General features: G+C 59.2%; 27 protein-coding genes and 1 tRNA gene. 18 read left to right on the top strand and 10 right to left on the bottom strand.

Annotation, left to right across the window (positions count from 1 at the left end):
* Positions 1 to 5: 5 nt before the first annotated feature.
* Together EKL02_RS09470 and EKL02_RS09465 are read right to left on the bottom strand one after the other, a co-directional pair.
* Entirely contained in the window at positions 6 to 419 is a 414-nt protein-coding gene (locus tag EKL02_RS09470; RefSeq protein ID WP_128901816.1) for a Fic family protein, read from the bottom strand.
* Positions 416 to 667 carry an AbrB/MazE/SpoVT family DNA-binding domain-containing protein gene (locus EKL02_RS09465; protein ID WP_128901815.1) on the bottom strand — a complete coding sequence of 84 codons (252 nt, stop codon included), beginning with the start codon at positions 665 to 667 and terminating at the stop codon, positions 416 to 418. The genes EKL02_RS09470 and EKL02_RS09465 overlap by 4 nt, the downstream gene beginning before the upstream one ends.
* A gap of 182 nt (positions 668 to 849) precedes the next feature.
* On the opposite strand from EKL02_RS09465, the gene EKL02_RS09460 reads away from it, so the two are divergent.
* The gene (locus tag EKL02_RS09460; RefSeq protein ID WP_128901814.1) at positions 850 to 1,908 is read left to right on the top strand and encodes a MerR family transcriptional regulator; all 1,059 of its coding nucleotides are present in this window, start codon (positions 850 to 852) and stop codon (positions 1,906 to 1,908) included.
* On the top strand, positions 1,908 to 2,762 hold the full coding sequence (locus EKL02_RS09455) for an SDR family NAD(P)-dependent oxidoreductase (protein ID WP_128901813.1): 855 nt from the start codon (positions 1,908 to 1,910) through the stop codon (positions 2,760 to 2,762). The genes EKL02_RS09460 and EKL02_RS09455 overlap by 1 nt, the downstream gene beginning before the upstream one ends.
* Positions 2,763 to 2,820: 58 nt before the next feature.
* Here EKL02_RS09455 and EKL02_RS09450 read toward each other — a convergent pair whose 3' ends face one another.
* Positions 2,821 to 3,579: a sulfite exporter TauE/SafE family protein gene (locus EKL02_RS09450; RefSeq protein WP_128901812.1), complete on the bottom strand. Its 759-nt coding sequence runs from the start codon at positions 3,577 to 3,579 to the stop codon at positions 2,821 to 2,823.
* A gap of 133 nt (positions 3,580 to 3,712) precedes the next feature.
* Here EKL02_RS09450 and EKL02_RS09445 point away from each other — a divergent pair, with 133 nt between their 5' ends.
* Positions 3,713 to 4,633 carry a LysR family transcriptional regulator gene (locus EKL02_RS09445; RefSeq protein WP_128901811.1) on the top strand — a complete coding sequence of 307 codons (921 nt, stop codon included), beginning with the start codon at positions 3,713 to 3,715 and terminating at the stop codon, positions 4,631 to 4,633.
* Between the two features lie 58 nt (positions 4,634 to 4,691).
* Here the strand turns inward: EKL02_RS09445 and EKL02_RS09440 are convergent, their stop codons facing one another.
* Both EKL02_RS09440 and EKL02_RS09435 read right to left on the bottom strand, forming a co-directional pair.
* Positions 4,692 to 4,895 (bottom strand): cold-shock protein, encoded by a 204-nt coding sequence (locus EKL02_RS09440; protein ID WP_128901810.1) that lies wholly within the window; start codon positions 4,893 to 4,895, stop codon positions 4,692 to 4,694.
* A 118-nt stretch (positions 4,896 to 5,013) separates the two neighbouring features.
* Positions 5,014 to 6,309, bottom strand: a complete 1,296-nt coding sequence (locus tag EKL02_RS09435; protein WP_164931993.1) for a GGDEF domain-containing protein — start codon at positions 6,307 to 6,309, stop codon at positions 5,014 to 5,016.
* Between the two features lie 497 nt (positions 6,310 to 6,806).
* Here EKL02_RS09435 and EKL02_RS09430 point away from each other — a divergent pair, with 497 nt between their 5' ends.
* On the top strand, positions 6,807 to 7,787 hold the full coding sequence (locus EKL02_RS09430) for an AI-2E family transporter (RefSeq protein WP_241687669.1): 981 nt from the start codon (positions 6,807 to 6,809) through the stop codon (positions 7,785 to 7,787).
* 82 nt (positions 7,788 to 7,869) lie between these two features.
* Here the strand turns inward: EKL02_RS09430 and EKL02_RS09425 are convergent, their stop codons facing one another.
* Positions 7,870 to 8,391 (bottom strand): ImmA/IrrE family metallo-endopeptidase, encoded by a 522-nt coding sequence (locus EKL02_RS09425; RefSeq protein ID WP_128901807.1) that lies wholly within the window; start codon positions 8,389 to 8,391, stop codon positions 7,870 to 7,872.
* A 363-nt stretch (positions 8,392 to 8,754) separates the two neighbouring features.
* Between EKL02_RS09425 and EKL02_RS09420 the strand changes: the two genes are divergently transcribed.
* The gene (locus tag EKL02_RS09420; protein ID WP_128901806.1) at positions 8,755 to 9,429 is read left to right on the top strand and encodes an OmpA family protein; all 675 of its coding nucleotides are present in this window, start codon (positions 8,755 to 8,757) and stop codon (positions 9,427 to 9,429) included.
* A 6-nt stretch (positions 9,430 to 9,435) separates the two neighbouring features.
* Here the strand turns inward: EKL02_RS09420 and EKL02_RS09415 are convergent, their stop codons facing one another.
* From EKL02_RS09415 to EKL02_RS09405, 3 genes are read right to left on the bottom strand one after another with little or no spacing between them, the layout of a single operon-like run.
* Positions 9,436 to 10,422 (bottom strand): ROK family protein, encoded by a 987-nt coding sequence (locus EKL02_RS09415; protein ID WP_128901805.1) that lies wholly within the window; start codon positions 10,420 to 10,422, stop codon positions 9,436 to 9,438.
* Positions 10,419 to 11,282 carry a trehalose-phosphatase gene (gene otsB, locus EKL02_RS09410; protein ID WP_128901804.1) on the bottom strand — a complete coding sequence of 288 codons (864 nt, stop codon included), beginning with the start codon at positions 11,280 to 11,282 and terminating at the stop codon, positions 10,419 to 10,421. Before otsB ends, EKL02_RS09415 begins: the two co-directional genes overlap by 4 nt.
* A 2-nt stretch (positions 11,283 to 11,284) precedes the next feature.
* Positions 11,285 to 13,537 carry a trehalose-6-phosphate synthase gene (locus EKL02_RS09405; RefSeq protein ID WP_128901803.1) on the bottom strand — a complete coding sequence of 751 codons (2,253 nt, stop codon included), beginning with the start codon at positions 13,535 to 13,537 and terminating at the stop codon, positions 11,285 to 11,287.
* Positions 13,538 to 13,776: 239 nt separating this feature from the next.
* Between EKL02_RS09405 and EKL02_RS09400 the strand changes: the two genes are divergently transcribed.
* The 13 genes from EKL02_RS09400 to EKL02_RS09340 all read left to right on the top strand — a co-directional run bounded on the left by EKL02_RS09400 (position 13,777) and on the right by EKL02_RS09340 (position 26,181).
* A tRNA-Arg gene (locus tag EKL02_RS09400) sits at positions 13,777 to 13,853 on the top strand.
* 243 nt (positions 13,854 to 14,096) lie between these two features.
* Entirely contained in the window at positions 14,097 to 14,582 is a 486-nt protein-coding gene (locus tag EKL02_RS09395) for a YbgC/FadM family acyl-CoA thioesterase (protein WP_128901802.1), read from the top strand.
* Positions 14,583 to 14,608: 26 nt separating this feature from the next.
* Positions 14,609 to 15,703, top strand: coding sequence for a sensor histidine kinase (locus EKL02_RS09390; protein WP_128901801.1), 1,095 nt, complete (start codon positions 14,609 to 14,611; stop codon positions 15,701 to 15,703).
* A 31-nt stretch (positions 15,704 to 15,734) separates the two neighbouring features.
* Positions 15,735 to 16,385: a response regulator transcription factor gene (locus tag EKL02_RS09385; RefSeq protein ID WP_128901800.1), complete on the top strand. Its 651-nt coding sequence runs from the start codon at positions 15,735 to 15,737 to the stop codon at positions 16,383 to 16,385.
* A 203-nt stretch (positions 16,386 to 16,588) separates the two neighbouring features.
* Complete coding sequence (locus tag EKL02_RS09380) at positions 16,589 to 18,229, top strand: GGDEF domain-containing protein (RefSeq protein ID WP_241687668.1); 1,641 nt, start codon at positions 16,589 to 16,591, stop codon at positions 18,227 to 18,229.
* A 396-nt stretch (positions 18,230 to 18,625) separates the two neighbouring features.
* On the top strand, positions 18,626 to 21,088 hold the full coding sequence (locus tag EKL02_RS18670; RefSeq protein ID WP_128901799.1) for a flagellin: 2,463 nt from the start codon (positions 18,626 to 18,628) through the stop codon (positions 21,086 to 21,088).
* Between the two features lie 79 nt (positions 21,089 to 21,167).
* Complete coding sequence (locus EKL02_RS09370) at positions 21,168 to 21,527, top strand: flagellar protein FlaG (RefSeq protein WP_128901798.1); 360 nt, start codon at positions 21,168 to 21,170, stop codon at positions 21,525 to 21,527.
* Positions 21,528 to 21,654: 127 nt separating this feature from the next.
* Positions 21,655 to 23,097 carry a flagellar filament capping protein FliD gene (gene fliD, locus EKL02_RS09365; protein WP_206732371.1) on the top strand — a complete coding sequence of 481 codons (1,443 nt, stop codon included), beginning with the start codon at positions 21,655 to 21,657 and terminating at the stop codon, positions 23,095 to 23,097.
* A 13-nt stretch (positions 23,098 to 23,110) separates the two neighbouring features.
* On the top strand, positions 23,111 to 23,599 hold the full coding sequence (fliS, locus tag EKL02_RS09360) for a flagellar export chaperone FliS (RefSeq protein ID WP_128901797.1): 489 nt from the start codon (positions 23,111 to 23,113) through the stop codon (positions 23,597 to 23,599).
* A gap of 3 nt (positions 23,600 to 23,602) precedes the next feature.
* Entirely contained in the window at positions 23,603 to 23,941 is a 339-nt protein-coding gene (locus EKL02_RS09355; protein ID WP_128901796.1) for a flagellar protein FliT, read from the top strand.
* A gap of 3 nt (positions 23,942 to 23,944) precedes the next feature.
* Positions 23,945 to 25,075, top strand: coding sequence for a flagellar hook-length control protein FliK (locus EKL02_RS09350; protein WP_128901795.1), 1,131 nt, complete (start codon positions 23,945 to 23,947; stop codon positions 25,073 to 25,075).
* Complete coding sequence (locus tag EKL02_RS09345) at positions 25,059 to 25,349, top strand: EscU/YscU/HrcU family type III secretion system export apparatus switch protein (protein ID WP_128901794.1); 291 nt, start codon at positions 25,059 to 25,061, stop codon at positions 25,347 to 25,349. The genes EKL02_RS09350 and EKL02_RS09345 overlap by 17 nt, the downstream gene beginning before the upstream one ends.
* Positions 25,350 to 25,410: 61 nt before the next feature.
* On the top strand, positions 25,411 to 26,181 hold the full coding sequence (locus EKL02_RS09340) for a flagellar brake protein (protein WP_128901793.1): 771 nt from the start codon (positions 25,411 to 25,413) through the stop codon (positions 26,179 to 26,181).
* Between the two features lie 21 nt (positions 26,182 to 26,202).
* Here EKL02_RS09340 and fliE read toward each other — a convergent pair whose 3' ends face one another.
* Positions 26,203 to 26,568, bottom strand: a complete 366-nt coding sequence (fliE, locus tag EKL02_RS09335) for a flagellar hook-basal body complex protein FliE (RefSeq protein ID WP_128901792.1) — start codon at positions 26,566 to 26,568, stop codon at positions 26,203 to 26,205.
* Positions 26,569 to 26,641 lie beyond the last annotated feature (73 nt).

Here is a 26,641-nt window from a genome sequence, read left to right as displayed (position 1 = left end):
CCAGCTTAGAGATTGGCGCGTATCCAGTGCGCCAGGCGCACCTCATTGAGAGCGCCCGCTGCGGCAGCCCGGATCATTTGCGCGGTCTCCAGTGCCGACGCACTTAATTGCCAGCCATTTATGTAAAGAAACAGACCCATGGCCAGCAAGGCGGCACGCTCGTTGCCGTCATTGAAAGGTGCATGGCGTAGGATACCGGTTGCATAACACGCTGCAAGGTCCGCCACATCCATTTCGCCGCCATCGTGCGGCGTATCGCCCATGCCATCCATGCCGCGCTCGATTACCATCAGCATGGGCCAGCACAGTGCCGCATCCAGCATTTGCGCATCGCGCACGCCGGCATTGCCGCCATACGCCTTGAGCGCTTCATGGTGCAGCAGCACCAGCACGGCGGAATCGATTGAATGGCAATTCATCTGGCGAGCGCCCGAAATGCCGCATGGAAGTCGCGCATGAATTCTTGCCCGGCGTGTAATTGCTCGATTGTTGCAGGATCGGCGGAAAACGGCCCGGCGCCCTCAAGCGACGCTGCCAGTTCCGCGCCACCCGGCACGCGAGACAGGTACACCATGTCGCCTTCCTTCAGATCATGCTGGATGAGGGCGTCCAAAGGCACGACGATGGCCAGTTGCGAGCCGATTCGCGTAAGCCTGAGCGCGTGCATATGCCCTCCCCGTTATAAACCATAGACGAGTCCATCCTAACCAAGATGGCGGCAATTGCATAGCCCGGAAAAATCAGCGCCATGGTTTATTGCGACAAGAAACCGCAGGAAATCAAAAATAGTTTGACAATAACGTAACGTCAGGGTTTACGCTTGCTTCCCATGTCAATGGAGAAACCAGGATGCAATTGAAAATAGGAGAACTGGCCAAGCGCGCGGGGCTGACAATCCGTACGCTGCATCATTACGATGCGATTGGTTTGCTATCCCCGTCCGTCCGTTCGGAGACCGGCTATCGCCTCTATAGCCTAAGCGACGTCGCTCGACTGCACCAGATCCAGGCGATCAAGCAGTTGGGATTCTCACTCAGCGACGTGCGCGAGATGTTAGCGGGCAACCAGATTTCCGGACCTGAACTGATACGGCAACAACGCATCCTTCTCGACCGGCAAATCGAACATGCGGCGCGTTTGCGCGATTGCCTGGTTTTGCTCGAAGAACAAATCGCAACAGGACAGGAGCCGACTATCGCGGTGTGGTTATCGACCCTCGAACTTATGGCATTGCATGGCAAGTATTTCTCCAACGACGAGATCAAGGCCATGCGATCGCGCAAGCAGCAGGCAAGCGAGCTCAGCGAAGCCGGCTGGCAGCAGTTGTTTTCAAATGCGGGGCAACTGATGCAGGCTGCCATTGCCCATACCGATCCACGCGCCTATGCACTGGCCTGCGACTGGATAGAACGGGCCCATCGCCTGGCCGGCGGAGATGCCCTCATGATGCAGCGCCTGGGACAAATGCATCAGAGCGAACCGGCGTTACAGGAACGGAGCGGCGCTTCGCCCGCAATGCTCGATTACCTCAAGCGGGCCTTCATCCATGGCAGTTTCGCGATATTCGAAAAATACCTCGCCAGCGCAGAACTCGCGGCGATTCGCGCCAATATTTTTCATGCCTTCGACGCCTGGCCCATGCTGGTGATCCGGGTGCGCCAGGAATTCGACAATGGCACTTCCCCGCAAGCCCCCGTGGTTCGCCAGCTGGCAGCCGAATGGCAAGCCCTGTTCCATAAAACTTATGGCAACGGCAATCCACAACTGGCAGAAAAGATGGCGGCTGCGCTGGATAAAGAGACTGAATGGAGCGCCACCCGTGGCGTCGACGCGGCATTGCTGGCCTTCCTGTTTCCGGAAAAAGCAAAATCGCGTGACAAGAATTTTCAACGAGCAAAGGTGAAATGATGAAAGATCTGAAAGGAAAAGTAGCCGTTGTAACGGGAGCCGCCAGCGGCATTGGCCTGGGATTGGCCAAACGGGCCCTGGAAGAAGGAATGTGTGTTGTCCTGGCAGGCATAAGGGAAAGCACGCTGGCAGCGGCGCGCGATGAGCTATCTCGCATTTCCGATCAAATCCTGGTGATGCCGACCGATGTCTCGAAAGCCGAGGATGTGGAGGCGCTCGCCAATGCCGCGTTCGAACATTTTGGCGGCGTGCATCTGCTCATCAATAATGCCGGCGTTGGCGGTGGCGGATCAGTCGCCAGCAGCACGCTGGCCGATTGGGAGTGGATGATCGGCGTGAATCTGTGGGGAGTCATTCACGGCATCCGCAGTTTCGTGCCGCGCATGGCAAAACTGGGAGAACCATGCCATGTCGTGAATACGGCGTCGATCGCGGGCCTGATCACCTATCCCGGCGGCGGGGTATACCAGGCAACCAAGCACGCAGTCGTTGCCTTGTCCGAAGCACTTCACATGGAAATGCAGGCAGCCAATCTGCCGGTCGGCGTGTCGGTCCTCTGCCCTGGCTTTGTCCGTACCCAGATCATGGCATCCATGCGCAACCGGCCGCAGGCATTGGCGAACCCGCCGGCAAACACACTGCCCACGCCGCAACAGATTGACATGCATGAGCGCTTCAAGGCTGCGATCGAGAACGGCATGGACCCGGCCGAAGTGGCGGAGCAAACGTTCTCCGCCATCAGGGAAAAGCGTTTCTATGTAATGACGCACCCGGAGCACAGGCCGCAGATTGCCGCCCGCATGGAAAACATCCTCGCGGAACGCAACCCCAGTTTTCAGCCAGCGGGGGCATAAAAAAAACGGCGCCGGAAAAATCCGGCGCCGTTTCCGTTTTCAGCCGCAGCTTGAACGCTTAATACATCTTGAAAAAATAAATCCCGGTCAGGACGAAGCCGACCACGATGATGAACCGGCGCAGCCAAGGCGCAGGAATTCTGCGGGCAAAGCGCGCGCCGAGGTAACCTCCCAAAATTGCCGTGGCCGCCATCAGCACGGTATACGGCCAATCAACTGCGCCGGCAATAATGAAAGTCAGCACAGTCACGCTGTAAATGACCGCCGACAGCAGGTTCTTGATGGCATTGATTTCATGCACATCATCGTGTCCGGCAATCGCCAGGCTGGCCAGCATCAGTATGCCCATGCCGGCGCCAAAAAAACCGCCATACACCGACACCACGGCATGCCCGGCGAGTGCAACCGCACTGTTGCGGGGTTGCCCGCCCTGGGCGCCGCGCAACCAGGCAGAAATTTTGGCGGAAAAAGCGAACAGCAAGGTGGCAAACAACAAGAGCCAGGGAATCAGTTTCGAAAAGGTCGCATCCTGGATATTTAACAGGAGCAAGCCGCCGGCAGCACCGCCCAGCAAGGAGGTAATGCCCAACGGGATCAGATACCGCTTGTAACGCGCCAGTTCTTCACGGTAGGCCCATGCGCCGGACAGGCTCGCCGGCCACAGCGCCACCGAATTGCTGGCATTGGCCACCACCGGCGGCACGCCAACAGCGAGCAAGGCCGGAAAGGAAAAAAAAGTGCCGCCACCTGCGACCGAATTCATCGCACCGGCAAAAAATGCCGCGATTGCCACCAGAGCGATTTGCCAAAGTTCCATTAGATATATTCTGCAGGCTTGCGTTTTTGATGGCTTTTAGTATATTCACTTTTAATTCGCATAAACATACAGAATAATCACTTTATCTTTGCGTTATAGTTAAAAATAGAATTTTCCGGGAGCACAGGCCGCAATGGACCAGTTCAAGCAGATCTCCACCTTCGTCGAGGTGATCACCAAGGGAAGCCTGTCGGCGGCGGCGCGAGCCGAAGGCATTGCCCCGGCCATGGTCAGCCGGCGCCTCGATGCGCTCGAAGAGCGCCTCGGCGTCAAGCTGCTGCAACGCACGACCCGCAGGCTGGCGCTGACCGATGAAGGCACGGCCTTCCTCGAAGATTGCCAGCGCATCCTTGCCGACCTCGAGAATGCCGAAGCTGCCGTATCCGAACGCAGCGCACGCGCGTCCGGCCACCTGACGGTTTCGGCGCCTGCCGGCTTCGGCCGCTGGCACGTGGCGCCGCTGCTGCCATCGTTCCTGGCGGAGCACCGCGAGCTGACGCTGACGCTGAGCCTGAACGACCGCGTGGTGGACCTGATCGGCGAAGGCATCGATGTCGCCATCCGCATTGCTGCCCTGAGCGACTCCAACCTGGTCGGCGTCAAGCTGGCTGACAACCGCCGCGTGGTGGTGGCGTCTCCCGAGTATCTGAGACGGCACGGCACGCCGCAAAATCTGGGCGAACTGGCCCGCCACAATTGCCTGGCCATCAGCAGCGACGGCAGCCAGCGCGGCTGGAGTTTTCGCCAGGGCGGCAAAGTCGTGACCTTGAAGGTATCGGGCAACATGGAATGCAATGACGGCGAGGTACTGCACCACTGGGCGCTGGCCGGCAAGGGCCTGGCATGGCGCTCGCTGTGGGAAGTCGGTAGAGAAATCGCGTCCGGTAAACTGGTGTCGGTGCTGGATGACTGCGCTGCCCCCGGCAACGATATCTACGCCGTGTTTGCCCAGCGCCGCCACTCGCCGCTGCGCATCCGCGCCTTCGTCGACTTCCTGCGGCACGCCTATGCCGCGCCGGATTACTGGCGCAAGACGGATCGTGCCCTGCCCTGACATCCGGGCAAAAAAAATCCCCGGCGAACCGGGGATTTCGTATCCAACCTGAATCAGCTTAAGCGGCGTTGATGTTCGAAGCCTGCTTGCCTTTCGGGCCGGTGGTGACTTCGAAAGTCACGCGCTGGTTTTCCTTCAGGGTCTTGAAGCCATTACCCTGAATTGCGGAAAAGTGAGCGAACAGATCTTCGCCGCCTTCATCCGGAGTGATGAAGCCAAAACCTTTTGCATCATTGAACCATTTTACGGTACCAGTTGCCATTTCATTTCCTTTTTACAATTAAATTGGGCTTACGCCCGGTTACATCGTTTGAAGCAAGAAGGAATGACAGACTGATACTGCACCACTACCTCGAATCGCAACGACCGGCGCATTATACTCAAAAAACATCTATCGAATCCGTGTTTGTTTCAAACGTGTTGCGTCCGGCCGATTTTGCCCGGTATAGGGCTACATCGGCACGGCCCAGCAAGCCTTGCGCATCGTCTTCATCCTGCCGACGGACCGCCACCCCGATGCTGGTGGTAACCGTTCGCTGTCGGCCGCATACATCGAACGGCGTCTGCATGGCGCCGATGATCTTGGCCGCGACTGCCGGCGCTTCCTCGGCTGCGCCCAGGCCTTCCAGGATGATCACGAATTCATCGCCTGCCAGGCGCGCCACCGTATCCGTGTCGCGCACGCAGCCCAGCAGGCGCTGCGCGAATTCGCGCAAGACATTGTCGCCCGCCTGGTGGCCGCAGGTGTCGTTGATTTCCTTGAAGTGGTCGATATCCAGGAACAGCAGCGCCATGCGGGTACCGTAGCGCCGGCTGTAGCGCACCGCATCGACAAGCCGTTCCTCGAACTGGATGCGGTTGGCGATGCCGGTCAGCGCATCGATCCGCACCAGTTTGCGCAACTGCGTCTCGACCCGCTTGAGGGAAGTAATGTCTTCGACCAGGCCGAAGTAGCCGGTAACCGCACCTTGCGGCTCGATATCGGGAATATAGCTGACGCGCTCATGGCGCAAGCCATCCTCACAGTTGACGGTGCGCTCGAACAGCACCGGCGTGCCTGCCAGGGCCTGATGGATATACGGGCGGCTCTGGGCATACACTTCCGGACCCAGTACTTCGCTGGCGGGCATGCCGGCCAGTTCCTCCTGGAGGATGCCATAGGCTTCTTCGTAGCGCCGGTTGGCAAAGGCGACCCGCTCATCGGCAGTGACATACGCCACCAGGGCAGGAATGTTATCGGTAATCAGGCGCAGCCTCTGCTCGCTCTTGATCAGTGCAAGTTCGTTCGCACGGCGCTCCGTGATGTCTTCCACGCTCCCGACATATCCCACCGGCTTGCCATCCACCAGCACCGGCACCACTTTGAGACGGGCCCACACCAGCGCATTTTTGCCACCGCGCAGGCGACAAATGCCCGTGTAAGGCGCCTGCTCGTCCTGAGATTGCCAGCTGACAAGTTCTGCATGCAAGCGCAAGCGATCCTGGGGATGCACGCAATGGCGCCAGCCTTTTCCGCGCAAGCTGGCCAAGGAGCGTCCCGACATGTGCTCCATGGTGCGGTTAACGTAGCTGCAATCGCCGCGCAAGGTGGTATAAACCAATCCGAGAGGAATTGCATCATTGACCGCCTGCAGTTGGGCCTGCCTGGTGCGCAAACCCGCCTTGCGATGGAGCATTTTCAGGAAACGGGCGTAACCAGATGCAAAAATACCAACCACACTGAGGAACAAGGACTTCAGGCAGGGCGACGAATTTAAATTGAAACGGCCACCAATCAACATAAAGCCCAAACCTGATAAATTCCGATAAGCGGCCATGACATCACGCCTTCCCTGAACCATCATCCGGACGCATTCAGGGTATTAAAAGCGATGCATTTGCCGTGCCATACAGCGAAGGGGATTTGCTTGCCAAAGAAAGAAGGGACAACGATTCTTATCCTCAGAAAAAGTTCATTTCATTATCTGGCAGAGCGGAATATCCGATCTGCGGATTATCAATTTCAAACCTAGTGAAGGGTGTTGTGTTACGCTGAGCAACATATTGATTTATGTCAAAACCGCTATAGAAACCGCATTTTTTCATTCAAACGAGCAACCAGTCAAAGCCGATTCGGCGACACATCCAGTTGAGAATATCCATGCGGCACAATGATCAATCAACGGCGATAACCATGGCATCGTGGCTGCTGGCCGCGCTGGGCCTGTGGGGCGTCATGCGCTTTGGTTTGTTGGCGTCGCTCTTTTCCGGCTTGCTGGTGTTTGCACTGGTGCATTTGCTGGCGCCGATATTGGCCAGAAAATTCAGCAGTGCGCGTGCCCGCCTGCTCGCCGTGGCTGTCCTTTCGGTCTTGACCGTCGGCTTGCTCAGCCTGGCGATCTGGGGCAGCGTGGCATTTTTCAGCAGCGATGCCGGCAGCGTTGAAACCTTGCTGCAAAAACTGGCAGACATCCTGGAAGCCTCGCGCGGCCAGATCCCTCGCTGGCTGGCAGGATACTTGCCAGGGGACACTCATGCGCTGCGCGAAATGCTGACTGCATGGTTGCGCCAGCACGCCACCGAAGCCCGTCTTGCGGGACAGGAGGCCGGCCGTACCGTTGCCCACGTCCTCCTGGGGATGATCATCGGCGCCATGATCGCCTTGCAAGACAGCACGGAAGCGCACGCCACGCGCCCGCTGGCGCGCGCCCTGCGTCAACGTGCCCTGCATCTGAGCGAGGCCTTCAGGCAAATCGTGTTTGCCCAGGTACGCATCGCCGCGATCAATGCATTGCTGACGGCTGGCTATATCTTCGTCGTGCTGCCCCTCCTCGGCGTGCACTTGCCTTTGGCGAAAAGCATTGTCGCCATCACCTTTTTCGCGGGTCTTTTGCCGGTCGTGGGAAATCTGGTATCGAACACAGTGCTGGTGATCGCCGGCTTGTCGCATTCGCTGCAGATCGCCATGGGATCGCTGCTGTTCATGGTCGTCATCCACAAACTGGAATACTTTCTGAATGCGAAAATCATCGGCCAGCATATCAAGGCGCGCCCCTGGGAATTGCTGATCGCCATGCTGGTCATGGAAGCGATGTTCGGCTTGCCGGGTGTTGTCGCCGGCCCCGTGTTTTATGCCTATCTCAAGCAGGAATTGGTTGCCCGGGGCCTGATCTAGGATAAAAAAATGGACCGGAGCCTGTAGCGCCGGTCCATCAAGTTACCACTTTACTCCCCAGGAGACAAAACTACATACAAAATCAGGCGGCGACGATCTGCTCCAGATCGATGCCAAGTTGTTTAAGACGGTATTCAAGCGCATCGGCGGTCACGCCAAAGTGCTGCGCCATGCCTTTGAGGGCCATGCCTTTCCTGGCCAGCTGGCGTACTGCGAGGTCCGGCATCAGCAGGGATGCGGCGAAAGAATCGGCAAAAAGCTCCGGGGCACCATTATCAATACCCTGACGCACCCGAAATTCGACATATTTGTAGCATTCTGCGTGCCGGATTTTCTGCTCGGTGAAGTAACCGAGCTTTTGCGCGCAGTTGAAGCGGTTGTGCTCAACGCTGTCGCCCTGGTTCAGCATCACGACCGCATCCTTGTTGGCATCCTTGATCAAGCCGCCCAGGATATTTTCCGGCAGCTCGGCTTCCAGTACGGTAACGCCGAGTTCCGCAGCGATGGCTTTCGGATCGACCGGGAAACCACGCCCGCGCCAAACCGAATCCAATAGCTGATAGGCAGCTTTTTTTGCATCCAGGTGGATCGAAGCTTGGTTCATGGGCTTTTTCTCCTTCAGGAAAGGGCGGGTTAATCGGAGCAACCACACGGGGTTTTATTTCCCTGTGTCAACATACTAGAAAATATATTTCCCCATGTCAATATTCATTTGCATATTTCTTGCGCAAGTCGTCATTGCCTTATCGGCATTAAAATATGCTTGAGAATCATCAGTTTAGATCTGAAAAGCAATACTTCAGGGAACGCAGCATGAGCCATTTGGAAACTTATTAGTGAGTTTTGCTGTCTATTAACCATGTTTTTCGCACTGGGATTGCGCACTGGACTAGATCCCGCACCAGGATCGCTCTTGTGTGCGACGCCACTCTGCCAACCTGCCCCCTCAAATCAAAGGACCATATCCATGAAAAAACTGACGCTCTCCGCCCTCGCCGTTTCCATTGCAATTACCGGTTGTGCCGACATGTCGCCGACCCAGCGCGGCACGGCGCAAGGCGCGGGCCTGGGTGCCTTGGGTGGCGCCGTCATTGGCGCCATGACAGGCAATAGCAAGAATGCCGCGACGGGTGCTGTTGTGGGCGCCGCAGCAGGCGCCCTGGCGGGCAACATCTGGTCATCGCGCATGGAAATGCAGAAAAAACAGATGGAGGAAGCCACGCGGGGCACCGGCGTGGAAGTCAGCCAGACTGCCGATAACCGGCTGAAACTGGATATTCCCAGCGATATCTCGTTCGACACCAACCGCGCCGACATCAAGCCGAATTTTCGCCCGATTCTCGATCGTTTCGCGACCGGCCTGAAAGAAAATCCCGTCACCAATGTCACCATCATCGGTCACACCGACAGCACCGGGAGCGACGCCATCAACGACCCGCTGTCGCGTAACCGGGCCGTGCAAAGTCGCGAATACCTGACAGCGCGCGGCGTGTCGGCATCACGGTTCACGGTGGAAGGACGCGGCTCGCACGAACCAGTCGCCGATAACGCTACGGTTGCAGGCCGCGCCCAAAACCGCCGCGTGGAAATTTATGTCGCCGAACCTGCCCCCCAGGGCCAGCCTCAGCCGGTGACCCGATAAGACTGGTCACCGCTCCGCCAGCGCGTGCCATGGCTGGCTTTGACTCCATGGGCGGTGCCAGTCCTGCGGCAAGATCAGGCACAGGGCGCCAATGTCAGCCACCAGCCCGCCCAGTGCAGCCGACCTGAGCGACACCCCGGCGGTCAGGGCGGGCAAGCGGGATTCGATTTCGTGGCGGACCAGCGCTTCGAGCTTGTCGCCATGGTGCATCCACACACTGCCGCCAATGGCAAAGACGCGGGTGTCGAGCGTTGCCGTCAGGTTGTACAACGCCCTGCCAAACCATTGTGCAGCCTGTTCCACAAGGCGCCGCTCAGCCTCCCCGCCCTGCCGCGCCGCCATGAAAATATCGGCGGCGCTGCGGCCGTTGCGCAGGCCAAGGTTGCGCCCCGAAACCAGTGCTTCGACATCGCCGCGATTGCCGCAACCGCACAGGGCGTCTGACTGTTCCGTCAATAGCATGTGACCGGCATGCCCGGCGTTGCCATGCTTGCCCTGCAAAATCCGGCCGTCGACGCACAGGCCGAAACCGATACCGGTACTCCAGGTGACGTAGACGCAATTGTCCTGGTTCTGCAAGGCGCCAAAACTGCGCTCGCCGATCAGCGCGGCAATGCAATCGTTGCGAATGACGACTTCGTCAAAACGTTGACGCAAGACGGCTTCCAAAGGAATGCGCTGCCAGTCGTTCGGCAAATCGGAGGTATCCGTGAGCCCTCCGCACAGGTTCGGGGTCGCCAGGGCAATGGCACCATCGGCGTCGATAAAGGGTCCGCACGAACTGACGCCGACGCGCCGGATAGCCTGTGGATCGATGCCGGCACGGGCGCAGGCTTGATCGATCAGGGAAATCGCCTGGTCGGCCACGGCGCGCTCGCTGCCGGTTCGTACGGTCGGCGCTACTGCGCGGGCCAGCGGGCCGGATGCGTCCGCCACGGTGGCAGCCAGTTTTGTACCGCCAATGTCGATTGCGCCAAGATAGTCTGTGCTCATGATTTCATTATGCCGTATCCGTGCGGCGGCGCCGCGCCGGCCTGACCGGACCGTGTCTTGTCCGCTTCCTCCAGGCCGGGACCACGAAGTTGCGGGCCGTGCCGGCGCAGCCGCCCGATCAGCTGGTCGAGCAGGCGGCCGATATCCGCATGCCCGGGTATGCAGAATTCTGCCGCGCTGCCGGCGGCGCACTCGACCCGCACCGACAGCAGACCGGCGTGCCGCAAGCGAAACACGGACTCATCGGTGATATCGTCGCCGACGTAAATGGCGCCGTGGGCGCCGCTTCGCCGCAACAATTCACGCAGCGCATTGCCCTTGTCGGCCACGCCCGGCGGCAGGAGGTTGATGACACACTTGCCGCCCACAATGCGCGGCGCGGGATCCAGCCGGGCCGCCAGAGCAGCAAGCATCGCCGCACTGGCAACATGGTCTGGCGTCGCACGGTAATGCAGCGACAGGGAATAGCGCTTGTCTTCCAGAATGATCCCGGCACCTGCATCGCGCAACTTGCCAAGCTGCTGCGTCAGCTGCGCATGCCAGGCACGGCAGATTTGCTCATGGCGGACAAGCTCGGACTCGTCCGCCATGCCCTCCAGTCCATGGTTGCCGATCAAGTAGGCAGGAGAAAAGCCAAGCCTTGCGCGGATATCCTCGAGAGAACGCCCGGTAAGCACGGCGACCGGCGCAAGCTCTGCCAGCTGCAGCAGGCGTTGCAACACTTCCGGATCCATATGCGCTGCGCCCGGCTCCGTGACGATCGGCGCCAGGGTGCCGTCGAAGTCGAACGCGCACAGCAAGCCAGGCTGCACGATCTGCTCCAGGCGCGCTCGCCCGGCGTCGGAGAATAGTGGCTGCATGGTCAGACTACCCGGCGCAGCGAAGTGCGGCTGTGGGAATGGATCTTCGTCATGATGCGCTCGCGCTGGCGCAGGCGCGCAGCGTCGAGCAGCATGCGTCCGGCCCAGCGGTAGACATTGAAATCCTTGACCAGCGAACGCATGCTGCGCATGCGTTCTCGCTGTTCGATCTCGGGCATGGTCAGCGCCCGGTACAGGGCTTCGGCGCTTTGTTCGATGTGGTAAGGATTGACCACAAGGGCCTCATGCAGTTCGCGCGCAGCCCCCGTAAACTGGGAGAGGACCAGTACGCCGCGCTCGTCTTCGCGCGCGGCAATGAATTCCTTGGCAACCAGGTTCATGCCGTCGTGCAGGCTTGTCACGACGCAGACGTCGGCGGCCCGGTACAGGCGATTGACCTGCTCGGCATCATGGTGCTCGATTTTCAGCAGAATTGGCAAATAGGCGCCGCTGCCGAAGCGCTTGTTGATGCGTTGCGCCAGTCCACGTACACGGGATTCGAAATTCTGGTATTCATCCAGCGACGAACGGCTTGGCGCGGCAATCTGCAGCAATGAAAACCGGCCCACCAGCGCCGGGTAATCTTCCAGCATGCGCTCGACTGCCTGGAAGCGTTCGATGATGCCCTTGGTGTAGTCAAGCCGGTCCACGCCCAGTCCCAGCAAATGATTCTCAGGCAAGGACAGTTCCCGCCGCACGGCCTGCTTGCACGCGGCCACATCCGGCTGGCCATTGTCGGCTTCCGGCCAGGCGATCGAGATCGGATAGCTTTCCACCTGGGTCATCTTGCCGCCGTAGGAAATCGTCGAGATGTCGTGTTCGATGCGCGCTTCAAGATAACGGTCCACGGTTTCAAGAAAATTCTTGCAATGGAAACTGGTATGAAAGCCGAGAATGGTACTCCCCAGCAGGCCTTCGAGTATTTCCTCGCGCCACGGGCAAATCCCGAAGGATTCCGGATTTGGCCAGGGGATGTGCCAGAACGTGATGATCGTCGCCTTCGGCAAGGCTTCCCGCACCATGCGGGGCAACAGCGCAAAGTGGTAATCCTGCACCAGCACCACGGGATCGTCCGTGTGCGCCTCCTGCACCACGGCATCCGCAAAGCGCTGGTTGACTTCGACATAGCGCTGCCAGTCGGCAGAGCGGAAAACGGGGCGCACATGGGCAATGTGACAGAGCGGCCACAAGCCCTCGTTGGCAAATCCATAGTAAAACCCCTGCTCTTCTTCCTTGCTGAGCCAGACCCTCCTCAAGGTATAGCTTGGGCGCGAAGGAGGCACCTTGACGCGATCGTTGCTGTCCACTGCGATACGGTCGCCTGAGCCGCTGCCGTGGGCGATCCAGGTACCGGAACAGGCCCGCATGACCGGTTCTACCGCCGTCACCAGGCCGCTGGCGGGACGACTGACCTGCAGGCCAGTGGGAGTTTGCGCATGGATGTAGGGTTCGCGGTTGGAAACCACCAGGATTTCATCGCCCGCCAGTTCCTCGCGCAGGATGGTGCGCAGCTTCTCCGGCGTCCACTGGCGGGAGCCGTCATCGCGTGCACGCCGGTCCATGGTGTATTCGTTCAACAATGAGCGCAAATCGCTTGCCAAAGGCTCGTTTCGCGGCTTCGGTCCGCGGCGGGCGGCAGGCCTGGCATCACGGATCAACACTTCCTTGAGCGCGCTGACGACACCGCGCCAGCTCAGGTGGGCGATCAGGATGGTCAGGAGCGCCATCACCACGGCGAGCACGGCAAACAGGGCCAGTACATACTTGCGCGCGTCGGCGCTGCGCCGCTCGATAAAACTGGCGTCATGCACGAGGATCAGCTTGCCTTCGTCTGCCCCGTCGACTTTCAGGGGACTTTCGGTGACATGCACCGACCCCTGGGGCAAAGACACCATGCTTTGCCGCAGGGACTGGCCCCAGCCGGCATCCTGGCATCCGAGCGATTGCGGGTAGGTACGTGTCTGGTACAGCAATTTTCCATTGGTATCGCAAAATGCCAGGGCAAACAGGCGATCGTCCTGTACCGCGCGATCGAACAGTTCGGCGATCTTTTTTTGCGATTTTTGCGGCACATATTCCTGCAACGGCTCCTGCAAGGCTGCGGCCAGCATTTGCGAGCGCGTATCCAGGTCGCGCACAAACCATTGCAATGTCTGCCGCTCGACCCAGGGCACCACCGCATAAGCCAGCAGTGCCCATACCAGCGCCACGGGCAATATGAATTTCAGGGAAAGACGAAATGATCCAGATTGCATGGTTTCCCCAAGTTAAATTAATTCGACGACCTTCTTCCAACATCGGGGATCTCAGCCAGGCCCGATCCCGTCTGTAACAATTAGTAAGATAGACACGCCATGGCAGCGTTCATTCCCTCAACATGGCAACTTGTCCTGCATCACGTTCCACCATGCAGGAGCAAAATCCCGCCTTTTTATTCTCTGGAAATAAAGCTCTTCCAAATTTTGCAAAAGGCCGTTATAATTTCGTCTTCAACGCGGCTGTAGCTCAGCTGGATAGAGTACTTGGCTACGAACCAAGGGGTCGTGGGTTCGATTCCTGCCAGCCGCACCAGTAATACAAAAAAGGCTTACGTTCACAAGACGTAAGCCTTTTTTCATTTCTTTCGCCACCAGGCTCCCATGCCGTCGTTCTGGCGAGCACGTTGCATAATTACCTCGAATTCACGCAGCGCGTTTCCTTCGGCAAAGCAAGGCCGACTATAATCATTGCATCGCAGCAAACCACCTGGCTCTTTCGCGCTGCCCCGGTGGCAACATAAAAAATCCGGCCCCGACTGCAACCGATCGAACCAGCATGCAAAATTCTGCGCTTTCCAACATTAATGTTTCCTCTACTCCTGGCCACTTTTCAATTGTCTTGCGGGTTTATAACCAGGATATCGATGCCGGCCGCATGGTCTATGTTGGCAATTACATGAATTTCATGGAACGGGCGCGCACGGAATGGTTTCATCATCTGGGACTCAACCAGCGCTTTGTCGAGCGCCATTACCGGGCGTTTTTTGTAGCACGCGACTTGCATCTGGATTGTTTCAGCCCCGCCTATCTGGACGATGTGCTGAAAGTAAGCATCCGCGTCAAGTCGCTCGGCCGCACCAAGATGGTCTGGGCGCATACGATTGAACGTGACGGCATTCTTGCCAGCGCCGACCTCACTGCAGTCTGGGTCGACCTGAAAAGCCTCAAACCGGTGGCCATGCCGCCTGAGGTGCGTGAAAAATTCCAGGCCGAATTCGAGCGGCGCGTGCTGCCCGAAGCCGCGCTGCAGGCAACCGTCTAGAGCCGGCGCGCAGCAGTCCCCCCCTCATGGCCAGCCCACACAATCCTGATTCCGCCGACTGGGAATCGCGCTTCCAGGCCATCGTATCCAACACGCCTGGCCTGGTATTCCAATGCCGCCTGCATCCGGATGGCCTGCTGGATTTCCCGTACCTGAGCGAAGGCTGTCACGCTCTGCTTGGCCTCACTCCGCAACAACTGCATGAGGCCCCGGTGCGTTTTTACGAACTGCTGCTTGCGGAGGACCGTCCCGGATTCGATGCATCGATGAGGTCATCGGCTGCGAGCGGAAAAAGCTGGAACTGGGAAGGCCGCATCCGCATCGCTGAATGGAACGATATCAAGTGGATCAACCTGCGCTGCACCCCGCGCCTGCCCGCCGGCGCCGAGACACAATGGGACGGCATCATATCCAACATTACCCAGAGCAAGCTCGAGGAAGCTGAAATCAAGCGCTCGCGTGCGCAACTGGCAGAACTGTCGGCGCACGTCGACAAGGTCAAGGAAGAGGAACGCACCCGCATCGCCCGCGAAATCCACGATGACCTGGGCGGCAACCTTACCGCCATCAAGATGGCGCTGGCGCTGCTGGTCAGGCGCCTGCCACCGGACGCGGGCAAGGACCTCACAGACAAGGCGCACTATGTCGACACGCTGGTTGACCGCACACTCGAATCGATCCACCGCATCGCCGGGGACTTGCGGCCCGGCGTGCTCGACTTCGGCATCGTCGCCGCCATCGAATGGCAGGCGCGGGAGTTCGAGAAACAGACCGGCATCGGCTGCGCGCTGATGCTGGACGCCGGGGACATCGCGCTGCCGGCGGAGCAATCCACTGCGCTTTTCCGCATTTTCCAGGAAGCGCTGACCAATATCAGCAAGCATGCCGGCGCCACCCTGGTCGAAGTCAGGATGGCCGCCGACAGCGACAGTCTCCTGCTGGAAGTCGCCGACAATGGCAAGGGCATTTCCTCGAATGACCAGGGCAAGCCGCACTCTTTTGGCATTCGCGGCATGACCGAACGCGCCCATGCCCTGGGCGGCACATTGCATTTGCAGCAAGCCGATCAAAGCACGCGCGGTTGTGTTGTAAGGATCCGAATCCCCCTGGCTATCCCTTGACGTATGCTGCCAATCGGCAATAATGGCGAGCATGAGCACCAAGAACACCATTAAGGTCTTGATCGCGGACGATCATGCAATCGTTCGTGAAGGATTGAAACAAATTCTTGCCGATACGAAAGATATTGCCGTCGCAGGAGAGGCTGATAGCGGTCTGGAGGCAATCAAGCTGGTGCGCCAGGGAAAAGGCGATGTCCTGTTACTTGATATTTCCCTGCCTGACCGTAATGGCATTGAAGTTCTCAAACAGGTACGCAAGGAATACCCTGCTGTGGCCGTCCTCATCCTGACCATGCACCGGGAAGACCAGTACGCCATCCGCTCGCTGAAAGCAGGCGCGGCGGGTTACCTGAACAAGCAAAGCGCCCCTGTCGAACTTGTTAATGCCATACGGCAAGTTGCTGCTGGCCGTAAATACGTCAGTCCGACGCTGGCGCAGGAACTGGCCAACCAGGTCAACGAAGAGCGCGAGGCCCCCTTGCATGAAACGCTGTCCGACCGCGAATTCCAGACGCTGACCATGATCGCGTCGGGCAAGACCGTCAGCGATATCGCCCGCGAACTGGTCTTGTCAGTAAAAACTATCAGCATGTACCGGGCACGCCTGCTGCAAAAGATGAAACTTCGTCACAATGCGGAATTAACCCATTACGCGATCAAGAATCACCTGGTGGAAGAGTAAGGCAAGAATAGTTTTTGCTGCGATACAACAATCCAACTTTTCTGCCATCATCTCTGGCAAAATGCCCAAATAGCAATCTCGCACAGGGCTCCAGTCGCAAGACCGGAGCCCTGCGACGTTTCCAAGCCCCGAAGTAAGCCTGCTTTCCGTTCCTTTTCGGCCCTTCGTTGCAAGGTTGCCCCGCCTATTATCAGGAAAAGCATATGAAAGACCGGTCCGCTCAAGCCAAAGCTGCAATGCCGCCGCAATCCGACAAGCCGAATAGTCAAAATCCGGCGGAAATCGCCCGAGAGACGATCCGGCAACTAGGAATGCGTCGCATGGCGCCGACGCCGCAAGCGTATCGGGAAATTTACGAAGAGATTGCCGGTGTTGGCAGCAAGGCGGATGCGCCGGAAATGCTGGGGTCATTTGCAGAAAGCCTGATCCTGTCGCCGGACCTGACGGACCTGGGCCACCAGTTGCGGCGCGCGGTGGAAGCGAAGGATTGGGAAGACTACGGCCGCCATCTTGTGCAGTTGAGCGAAAAAGTATCGCACCCTGCCCTGGAAGGCGCCACTGGCGCGGCAGTTGCGGCGCCAGCGACCGCGCCGGCAGTCGCCGTACCGGCGACAAGCACTACCCGCATCATGCAGGCAGACGCGCAGGCAGATTCACTGCGCGAGATGCTGGCGCGGACACTGAATTTTGCCGTCGTTTCGCTCTTGCAGAACGATGCGGAATTGCGCAGCGAAACGGAACAACTGGCCGACGCAGTCAAGGACGCCAGGAATAACGGTGCACTGGATGATATTGCAGGACGACTGAAGCAGCTGTATTTCAAGATCGAGATGAAAAGCGCCGACCTGGGCGAACAACAGGCGTTGCTGTTGCGACTGTTTAAGCTTTTGCTGGAAAACATCGGCGAATTGCTGGAAGACGATAGCTGGCTGCGTGGCCAGATCGATAGCGTGCAGAACTTGCTGACCGGGCCAATCAACCCGTCTGCCCTGCACGATGCCACGCGCAGCATGAAGGAAGTCATTTATAAACAGAGCATGCTCAAGCATAGCCTGGCCGAAGCTAAACTGACGGTGAAAAACATGATGATTACGTTTATCGACAGACTAAGCGCCGTTGCCAATAGCACGGGCGACTACCACGCGAAAATGAGCGCATATTCGCAAAAGATCACGCAGACGACCGACATCCGGTCGCTGAACGCGATCCTGGGCGATGTCATGCACGATACGCGCAATGCCCAGCTGGAAGCCTTGCGCTCGCGCGATGAAATGCTGGCCGCGCGCGCGCAGGTGCAGGAAGCGGAAAGCCGCATCCAGAAGCTGCAGGCAGAACTGGAACAGATGAGCGAACTGGTGCGCGAAGACCAGTTGACGGGCAGCCTTAACCGCCGCGGCCTCGACGATGTCTTCGAGCGCGAGGTGGCGCGCGCCGACCGCCGCAAGGCGCCCCTGTGCATCGCCCTGCTTGACCTCGACGACTTCAAGCGCATCAACGACACCCATGGCCACCAGGCCGGCGATGAAGCGCTGATCCACCTGGTGCGAGTCGTCAAGGATACCTTGCGCACCATGGACGTGATCGGCCGTTTCGGCGGCGAAGAGTTCATGCTGCTGCTGCCGGATACGGCCTTGCCGGCCGCCATGCAAACCGTGACCCGCGTGCAGCGCGAGCTGACCAAGCAGATTTTCATGCACCGGCATGAACGCGTTCTGATTACTTTCTCCGCCGGGGTCGCCCTGCGCAAGGATAATGAAAGCCAGGAAGACCTGTTCAAGCGCGTCGACGATGCCTTGTACCAGGCAAAACGGGCTGGCAAGAATCGCGTCGTCCCCGCGGAATGAGTTTTCCGGCGTATTCCGCGCCCTCGCCGATAACCCGCCTTGACGGCGGGTTTTTTTATGTGTGAATGACAAGAAGGCGCCGGGAGCCCTCCTGAAAGCGCGCCTCACACGACGCATTTCGGGAAATCTTGAGGCCATTTCACAAAAAGACACAAAAATATATTTCTCGAAAAACCACGTAATTACCTTAAAGAAATTTCTAAAAGGCACCGACAACGGGTTGTCTGGCTCATGTTCGAGCGAGACTGGAAAAATAAAAGTTGTTTCCAGACCTAAACTTTTTCCAGTACCGCCCGATAAAGCTAACAACACGGTTGGATTCGCGACACAAGACGAAACAAACCGCATTGACAGTATCCCGAGCCGGAAAAATCGGACCCTTAAAGGAGAAACAACATGGCTGCTTTTATCAACACCAACATCTCTTCCCTGAACGCTCAGCGCAATCTGAACTCGTCCCAGGGCGCCCTGCAAACTTCCTTGCAGCGTCTGTCTTCCGGCCTGCGTATCAATAGCGCAAAAGATGACGCCGCCGGCCTGGCAATTGCAGACCGCTTCTCGACCCAGATCCGCGGCCTGAATCAGGCTGTGCGTAACGCCAACGACGGCATCTCGCTGTCGCAGACCGCTGAAGGCGCTCTGGGCGAAATCGGCAACAACCTGCAGCGTATCCGCGAACTGGCAGTGCAGGCAGCCAACTCGACCAACTCGTCTTCCGACCGCGCCGCCATCAACCAGGAAGTGCAACAGCGCCTCCAGGAAATCGACCGCACCTCGTCGCAAACCTCGTTCAACGGCCAGAAGATCCTCGACGGTTCCTTCGGCTCCGCTAATTTCCAGGTTGGCGCCAATGCCGGCGAAACCATCGGCATCGACCTGGGCACCAGCATGCGTAACGCCTCGATCGGCAAGATCGCCACGACCGAATCGGCTGCACTGGGCGCCAGCGCCACGAATGGCCATATCGATGTCACTTCGACTGCCCTGAACTACGGCACGGCTGGCAGCGCAGCCACTTCAGGCAACATCAGCTTTACCGCCTCGACCTTCAACTTCTCCGCAGCAACGCCTTATGCTGCCGGCACGTCGACGGCGCAGGATGTCAACGGCGCGCACAACTTCAGCACTGCAGGCGCTGCACAGGTCGATGGCACGAACGTCCAGGCTGCTGTAACCGGTAACACGACTACCGGCGGCGCAGCCAGCTATGACTTCAGTGCTGATCTGGCGCAGTTCGATCTCAATGACGGCACCAACAGCTACCAGATCACGCTCACTGGCAACTATGGCTCGGAAGCTGCAATGGTCACCGCGATCAACTCGCAATTGACCACCGCCGGCAGCGCGATCAGCGTGTCGGGTACTGGCGCCGGCATCACGTTCACGAATGCCGGTTCGACCAGCGCTGTGGCGATCTCGAATGCTGATGCGAATGCCGTAACCGCTGGCTTTGCCAACTCTGCCGGTGCCGCTGGTTCTGGCGCTGTTGCCACCACCAACGCCACCTTGACCATCGATGGCCAAAATATCACCCTGAATGGCAACCACGCCAATGCCGCAGCGGTTGCCGCGGAATTGACCACCAAGATGCAGGGCTCCGCTCTGGGTGCAGGCTACAGCGCAGGGCTCGACGGCAACGGCGATATCGTCATCACCAATGCCACCGGCGGCACCAACACCACCGCGGTGGCCATCACCAACGTCGATGCACTCGCATCTGCGGCAGGCTTCGCCAACTCGACCGGTACTGCCGGTACCGCCGCAGCAGCAGGCAACCCGGCATCGCTGACGATCGACGGCAACGTGGTGAACCTGAATGCCAACTACACGAGCTTCGATGGCCTGAAATCGGCACTCCAGACCGCACTCGGCGTCAACTACAACGTCACCAACACCGCTGGCGCCATCAACATCGCCCGGACATCGACTGGTGCAGGCTCGACGGCGATCAACATCACCGGCGCCGATGCAAACGCACAGTCTGACCTGGCGCTCAGCGGCGCATCGGTTTCGGGCAATGCGGGCGCCAACGCAGTCTCCACCACCAACGGCACGTTCTTTGTCGATGGCAACTCCGTCACGCTGGATCAAAACTATGCTGACCAGACTGCTCTCGCAGCGGACATTACCAGCCAGTTGACCGGCTATACCGCCACCAACAACGCCGGCGTGATCTCGATTGCCAAGACCGGTTCGGCTGCAGCAGTCAACATCACCGGCGCTGACACCAATGCCACCGCAGGCGGCTTCGCCTTCGGCAGCGGCGTGGCAGGCGTGGCAGGCGGCAGCATCAACCTGACAGCTGGCCAGTTCAGCGTCAACGGCACTGCCATCACCGGCAACTTCACCGATGACAGCGCCACCGGCGGCAAGACTGCCACTGCAAAACTGGCTGAGTCGATCAACAAGAACGTCCAGGGCGTGTATGCTTCGGAATCGGCCGGCAAGCTGGTGTTGTCCTCGTCTTCCGACCTGACACTGGGCGGTTCGCAAGCCACTGGCAGCCTCGGTTTTGCCTCGACCACCGCAGCCGCCTCCAACGGCTCGCTGGATGATGCCAACACCCTGACCGTCGATGACGCACTGAGCACCCTGCAGCGCGTCGATGCCGCCCTGACTTCGGTGAATGGCCTGCGCTCCACCTTCGGCGCGATCCAGAACCGTTTCGAGTCGGTGATTTCGAACCTGTCTTCGACCAGCGAAAACCTGTCGGCTGCACGTAGCCGCATCCAGGATGCTGACTTTGCCGCAGAAACCGCGATCCTGACCCGCGGCCAGATCCTGCAGCAAGCCGGTACCGCGATGCTGGCCCAGGCCAACTCGCTGCCGAACGGCGTATTGGCCCTGCTGCGCGGCTGATCCCCGGCTTAAAACTGAAGTAAGTGCAGCACCCGGCCGGGATTTCCCGGCCGGGTTTTTCTCCTTATAGGGAGCAATCATGGATATCCGATCAGTGGGTAATGCCGCTTCCAGCAACCCCGTGCTGAATGAAGCTGCAGCGCAACCGCCCTCTCCCAAGACTGCAGCGCCAGTCGAACTGCCCGATGCAGTACAACAATCGGCGTCGGTCCCGGGCCTGGAACAACTCAGCGACGCGCTGAAGAAAATCAACAAGGCAATGGAATCGCAGGCGCGCGGCGTTGAATTTTCCATCGATGACGAGAGCAAGCGCACCATCGTCAAGGTCGTCGACCAGCAGACCAAGGAAGTGCTGCGGCAAATGCCCTCCGAGGAAGCGCTCGCGATTGCGAAGGTGCTCGACCAGTTCCAGGGCTTGCTGATCAAGCAACAAGCCTGATGCAAACTCGCGCCGGACGTCCCCGGCGAACGCCGCGGGCGCGGAATTGACGGGTAAATCCCCCCCTAAAGTCCCAATGAAATGCGCCGTTAAACAGGTATATTGTGGTTTTCATTAGGAGGGTCAAGTGGCTACGATCTCGTCCCCCGGAGTCGGTTCAAACCTGGACGTAAAGACTATCGTCAGCCAGCTGATGGCGGTCGAAAAACAGCCCCTCACGGCGCTCGCCAAAAAGGAGGCAAGCTTCCAGGCGAAACTGTCGGCATTCGGCTCGCTCAAGAGCGTCCTGTCGTCGTTCCAGTCGGCCGCGCAAACCCTCAACCTGTCCACGACATACTCGACCGTCAAAGCCAGCGTCGCAGATTCGGCGATCATGGGCGCGAGCGTCTCAGGGGCAGCTACTGCAGGCACCTACAACATTGAAGTCAAGAGCCTGGCGCAATCGCAAAAGCTGATCTCGTCATCCTATGCCGCATCCGGTACAGTGGTCGGCAAAGGCACGCTGACCATCGATATCGGCGCCTATAGCGGCACTGCGCCGGATCCTGTCAGCTTTACCGCCAAGTCCGGCAGTACCGCGACCAGCATCACGATCGATTCGGGCAACAACACGCTGGAAGGCGTGCGCGACGCCATCAACAAGGCCAACTCGGGCGTGTCGGCCACCATCATCAATGACGGCGCAGGCTTTCGCCTGTCGGTGACCTCGAAAGATACCGGCACGGCCAATGCCGTGCGTATCGGCGTGGCAGAAACCGGCGGCGCCGGACTGGCGCAGCTGGCATATGACGCCAGCACCGGCGGCACCTCGAACATGAGCCAGAACGTCGAGGCAAAGGATGCCGTCATCAAGGTCGACGGCATCACCGTCACCAAGCCCGGCAACAAGATTACCGATGCGATCCAGGGCGTGACGCTGACCTTGACGAAGGAGACCGAGGCCAATGTCACCACCAAGCTGACACTGGCGCAGGACAATGCCGCCGTCAAGTCTGCGCTCGATAATTTCGTCAAGGCCTATAACGCCGTCAACAAGCAGATCACCGACTCGACTGCCTATAACAGCGCGACCGGCAGCTCCAGCGTGCTGACCGGCGACGCCACCACGCGCTCGATCCAGGCGCAATTGCGCAACGCCATGTCCGGCGCAGTTTCCGGGGCACCGGTGGGCATGTCGGTACTGTCGGACGTGGGCATCAGCTTTCAGAAAGACGGCACGCTGTCGCTCGACTCTGCCAAGCTTGACAAGGTCCTGGCCGATCCATTGAAAGACATCAGCAAACTCTTCACCAGCAGCGATACGGTGACGGGGATCGGCTCGCGCCTCAATACCCTGGTCAGCGGCATGATTTTTGGCTCTGACGCCATATTGAACGGCCGCATCGATGGCATCAATACCTCGATCAAGAGTATCGGCAGCCAGATGACTGCGCAAAACATTCGCCTGGCCACCATTGAGAAACGTTACAACGCCCAGTTCTCGGCGCTGGACACCGCCATTTCACGCATGATGAGCACCAGCACCTTCCTGACACAACAGCTCGACGCGCTAAGTGCGAATAATTCCTGAGAGGAGAATGACAATGTTTGGATCCAGCCCCAAGGGCGCCAACGCTTACGCCCAGGTCGGCGTCGAAACAGGCGTGGTTGCCGCCAACCCGCACCAGTTGATCGTGATGCTGTTCGACGGCGCGATCACGGCAGTCAAGAACGCAGTCGACTACATGCAAGCTGGTAATATCGAGGCCAAGGGCAATGCCATTTCCAAGGCAATCATGATCATCGACAGCGGCTTGCGCGCCAGCCTGAACAAGGAAGTCGGCGGACAAATTGCCGAGAACCTGGATTCCCTGTATGAATACATGAGCCGCCGCCTGCTGACTGCCAACCTGCGCAATGACCTGGGCATGTTGCAGGAAGTTTTGCTGCGTCTGCAGGATCTCAAGGGTGCATGGAGTGAAATCGGCGCCAACGGCCAGCCAGCGCAGCAACAAGCGCCGCAGCAGGCAGCGCAAGCCCCGGCAGGCTACGATGCTCTGGCGCCACGTTCAACCACTTTTGCGAGTGCCTGAATCATGCTCAACACCCAAGAAGTCATATCGCTGTACGAAACCGTTGCCGTCATTACCGACCAGATGCTGGCCGCTGCGCGCAACGGCGACTGGGATGAGTTGGTGGCCCTCGAGTCGCGTTGCGCAAGCCATGTTGAAACGCTCAAGGCTGGCGAGCCGCCAGTCCCCCTGACCGGCGCCAATCGCGAACGCAAGGTCAAGATCATCAAGAAAATCCTTGCCGATGACCGCGAGATCCGTAATCTGACCGAACCCTGGATGGCCCAACTGTCCCAGCTCATCAACAGCACTGGCAACGAACGCAAGCTTTCGCAAGCCTACGGCGCCAGCCATTCGGGCTAAGCCATGTTGCCGCGGGCCGACCTCAATGCCACGCGGCCCGTCGCCTATGTCGAGGCGCCCATCCCGGTGGGCGGCAGCGGCGATGCCCGCCAGGAGGTCTTTCACCGCCTGAACCAGATCAACCTTGGCCAGCAGGTCCAGGCCAAGGTACTGGAACGCCAGCCGGACGGCAGCTTCATGGTGCGCCTGGCCGACACCACGGCGCGCATGTCACTGCCGGAAGGCACCAAGACCGGCGACACGCTCGCCATGACGCTGCTGGCGCGCCAGCCCCGTCCAACCTTCATTCTGGGGCAGGATGCCGCTGCCAACGGCGGCGCCCGCACCACCCTGAGTTCAGCCGGCCGCCTGATCGACCAGCTGTTGCAATCCTCGCAGCAGAACGGCACGTCCACCGCGGCACTGGGCAGCACACCGGTATTGCCTGGCCCCGGCGCCAATCCGGCTTTGCTGGCCTCGGCGCTGCAAAATACGCTGAGCGCCAGCGGCCTGTTTTACGAATCGCACCTGGCCGAGTGGGCAGAGGGCACGCGCCCCCTCGCCGCCTTGCAGCAGGAGCCTCAGGCGCAAGCGACAGAAAGCCTGGCACGCCAGGCGACAAACAACATGCCAGACGCCGCGCTGTTACGCCATCTGGCCCAGCGCTGGACTGACAGCGGACGTCCCATCGCCGAACTGGCGCAGGAACTGGAAGCCCGCGCAGGCAATGCCGGCGCGCTGCTGGGCTTGTTGGGCGAAGCCGACAGCATGGCGCCGCAGACGGCGCAAACCGCGCAAATCCTCAACGCCCAGCTCAATGCGCTGGAAACCCAGCGCTTCATGTGGCAAGGCGAGCTGTGGCCAGGCCAGAAAATGGCATGGGAAGTCAGTCGCGACGCTGCCGATGGCCGACACGGGCAGCCAGAGGAGCAACAGGAGAACTGGCAAAGCACGGTGAAATTCGAATTGCCGCAACTGGGAGATGTTTCCGCGACCATCCATTTGAGCGGCGAACGCGTGAGTATTCTGGTGCGTACCGCCTCGCCGGATAGCGCGGCGCTGTTGCGTGCGCACGGCGGCGAACTGGCACTGGCGCTGGATGCCGCCGGATCGCCCCTGGATGCCTTGATTGTCAACGATGACGAGCAAACCTGATCCGCGGCCGCAGAACGCGGTTGCCCTGGCCTATCTCGCGGGAGAACCCGCCCCCAAGGTGCTGGCCAAGGGGCGCGGCTTGATCGCCGAGGAAATCATCCGGCGCGCCCGCGAAAACGGCGTATTCGTGCATCAATCGAAAGAATTGGTGGCCCTGCTGATGCAGGTGGATCTCGATAGCCACATCCCGCCCGCCCTGTACCGTGCCGTTGCAGAACTGCTGGCGTGGCTTTATCATCTTGACTCTGGGCAACGTCGCAATGACGAGGTATGATACGCCACCGGCGCCAGGAGACGGCTGGCGCGCCGCCCAGATTCAACATAACAAAAGCTAGATGCGAACCATCATCAATCCGGACAACCCCAGGGAAGAGGAACTGAGTCCCTATCAGGTGCATTCGCGCCGGGAAATCGTCACCCTGCTGCGCTCGCTGGAACAGCAACGCCAGTTGATCACGATGCTGGTCAACGGCAGTGCGGAAGCCGTGATCACTTCGGTGCTGGGCGTCGATGAGGAAACCAATACCCTGTTCATCGATTGCGCCTCGAACCCGACGATGAACCGGCGCATCGCCGAAAGCAACAACATTTCATTCGAAACGGTCCTCGACCGGATCCGCATCCTGTTTTTTTCTGAAAGCGTGCAGGAATGTACGTATGAGGGCTTGCCGGCGCTTTCCCTGGCCGTTCCGGGCTCGGCAATCCGCTTGCAGCGGCGCGAATACTACCGCGTACCGACCCCGATCAGCAATCCGGTGCGCTGCACCGTCCCGCTTCAGCATGAACTGGGTGTCGAAACCGTCACTCTGACGCTACAAAACGTCAGCGGCGGCGGCGTGGCGCTGGTGGATGAGAAAAAAGCCCTGGATACGACTTTCGGCACCATTTATCGCGACTGCCGCATCCATTTACCGGGCAATACGGTCGTGGTGACTGCGCTCGAGGTGCGCAACTGGCAGGATATCAACCTGCCGACGGGGAAATCGGTGCGCCGCATTGGTTGCCTGTTCATTGAACTGCCCCCTTCCATGCTGTCAGCGATCCAGCGCTACATCACCAAGCTGGAACGCGAGCAAAACGCCAAGATCACCGGCAATCTGAAGTGATGCCGGCCGGCCCCTGCCGGCTTACACCTGCATGTTCATGATGTCCTGATAAGCTGAAACCAGCTTGTTGCGTACCTGAACCGTGGCCTGGAAGTTGATATTTGCCTTCTGCATCGAAATCATCACATCAGAAAGACTCACCTTGTCGTCACCGGTCATGAAGGCTTGTCCCAGCTGTTCGGCTTTTTGCTGGGACTGGTTGACCTGGTCGAGCGAGGCCTTGAGGGCATCGCCGAAGTCGACCTTCTTGGTCGAGGCGGTGGCGCCGGCGGCGGCCGCGCCATTGATGCCCTGGGGGACTTGGGCACCCTGGGGCCGGCTGGCAGCCGCCTTCAGCTGGGCCATCATGGCTTCAATGCGGCCGGTGTCGATCATCTGGGTTTTCATGGAATACTCCTCTGGGGTACGACTTTTTCACAGCGCTACCTTAGCATTCGCACAAAGATCCGGCGCTCTGATA

It is taken from the genome of Janthinobacterium sp. 17J80-10 (assembly GCF_004114795.1).
Taxonomy (GTDB): Bacteria; Pseudomonadota; Gammaproteobacteria; order Burkholderiales; family Burkholderiaceae_D; genus Paucimonas.
Note: the sequence above shows the minus strand (reverse complement) of the source record. Positions and strands in the feature narration are given on the sequence as shown.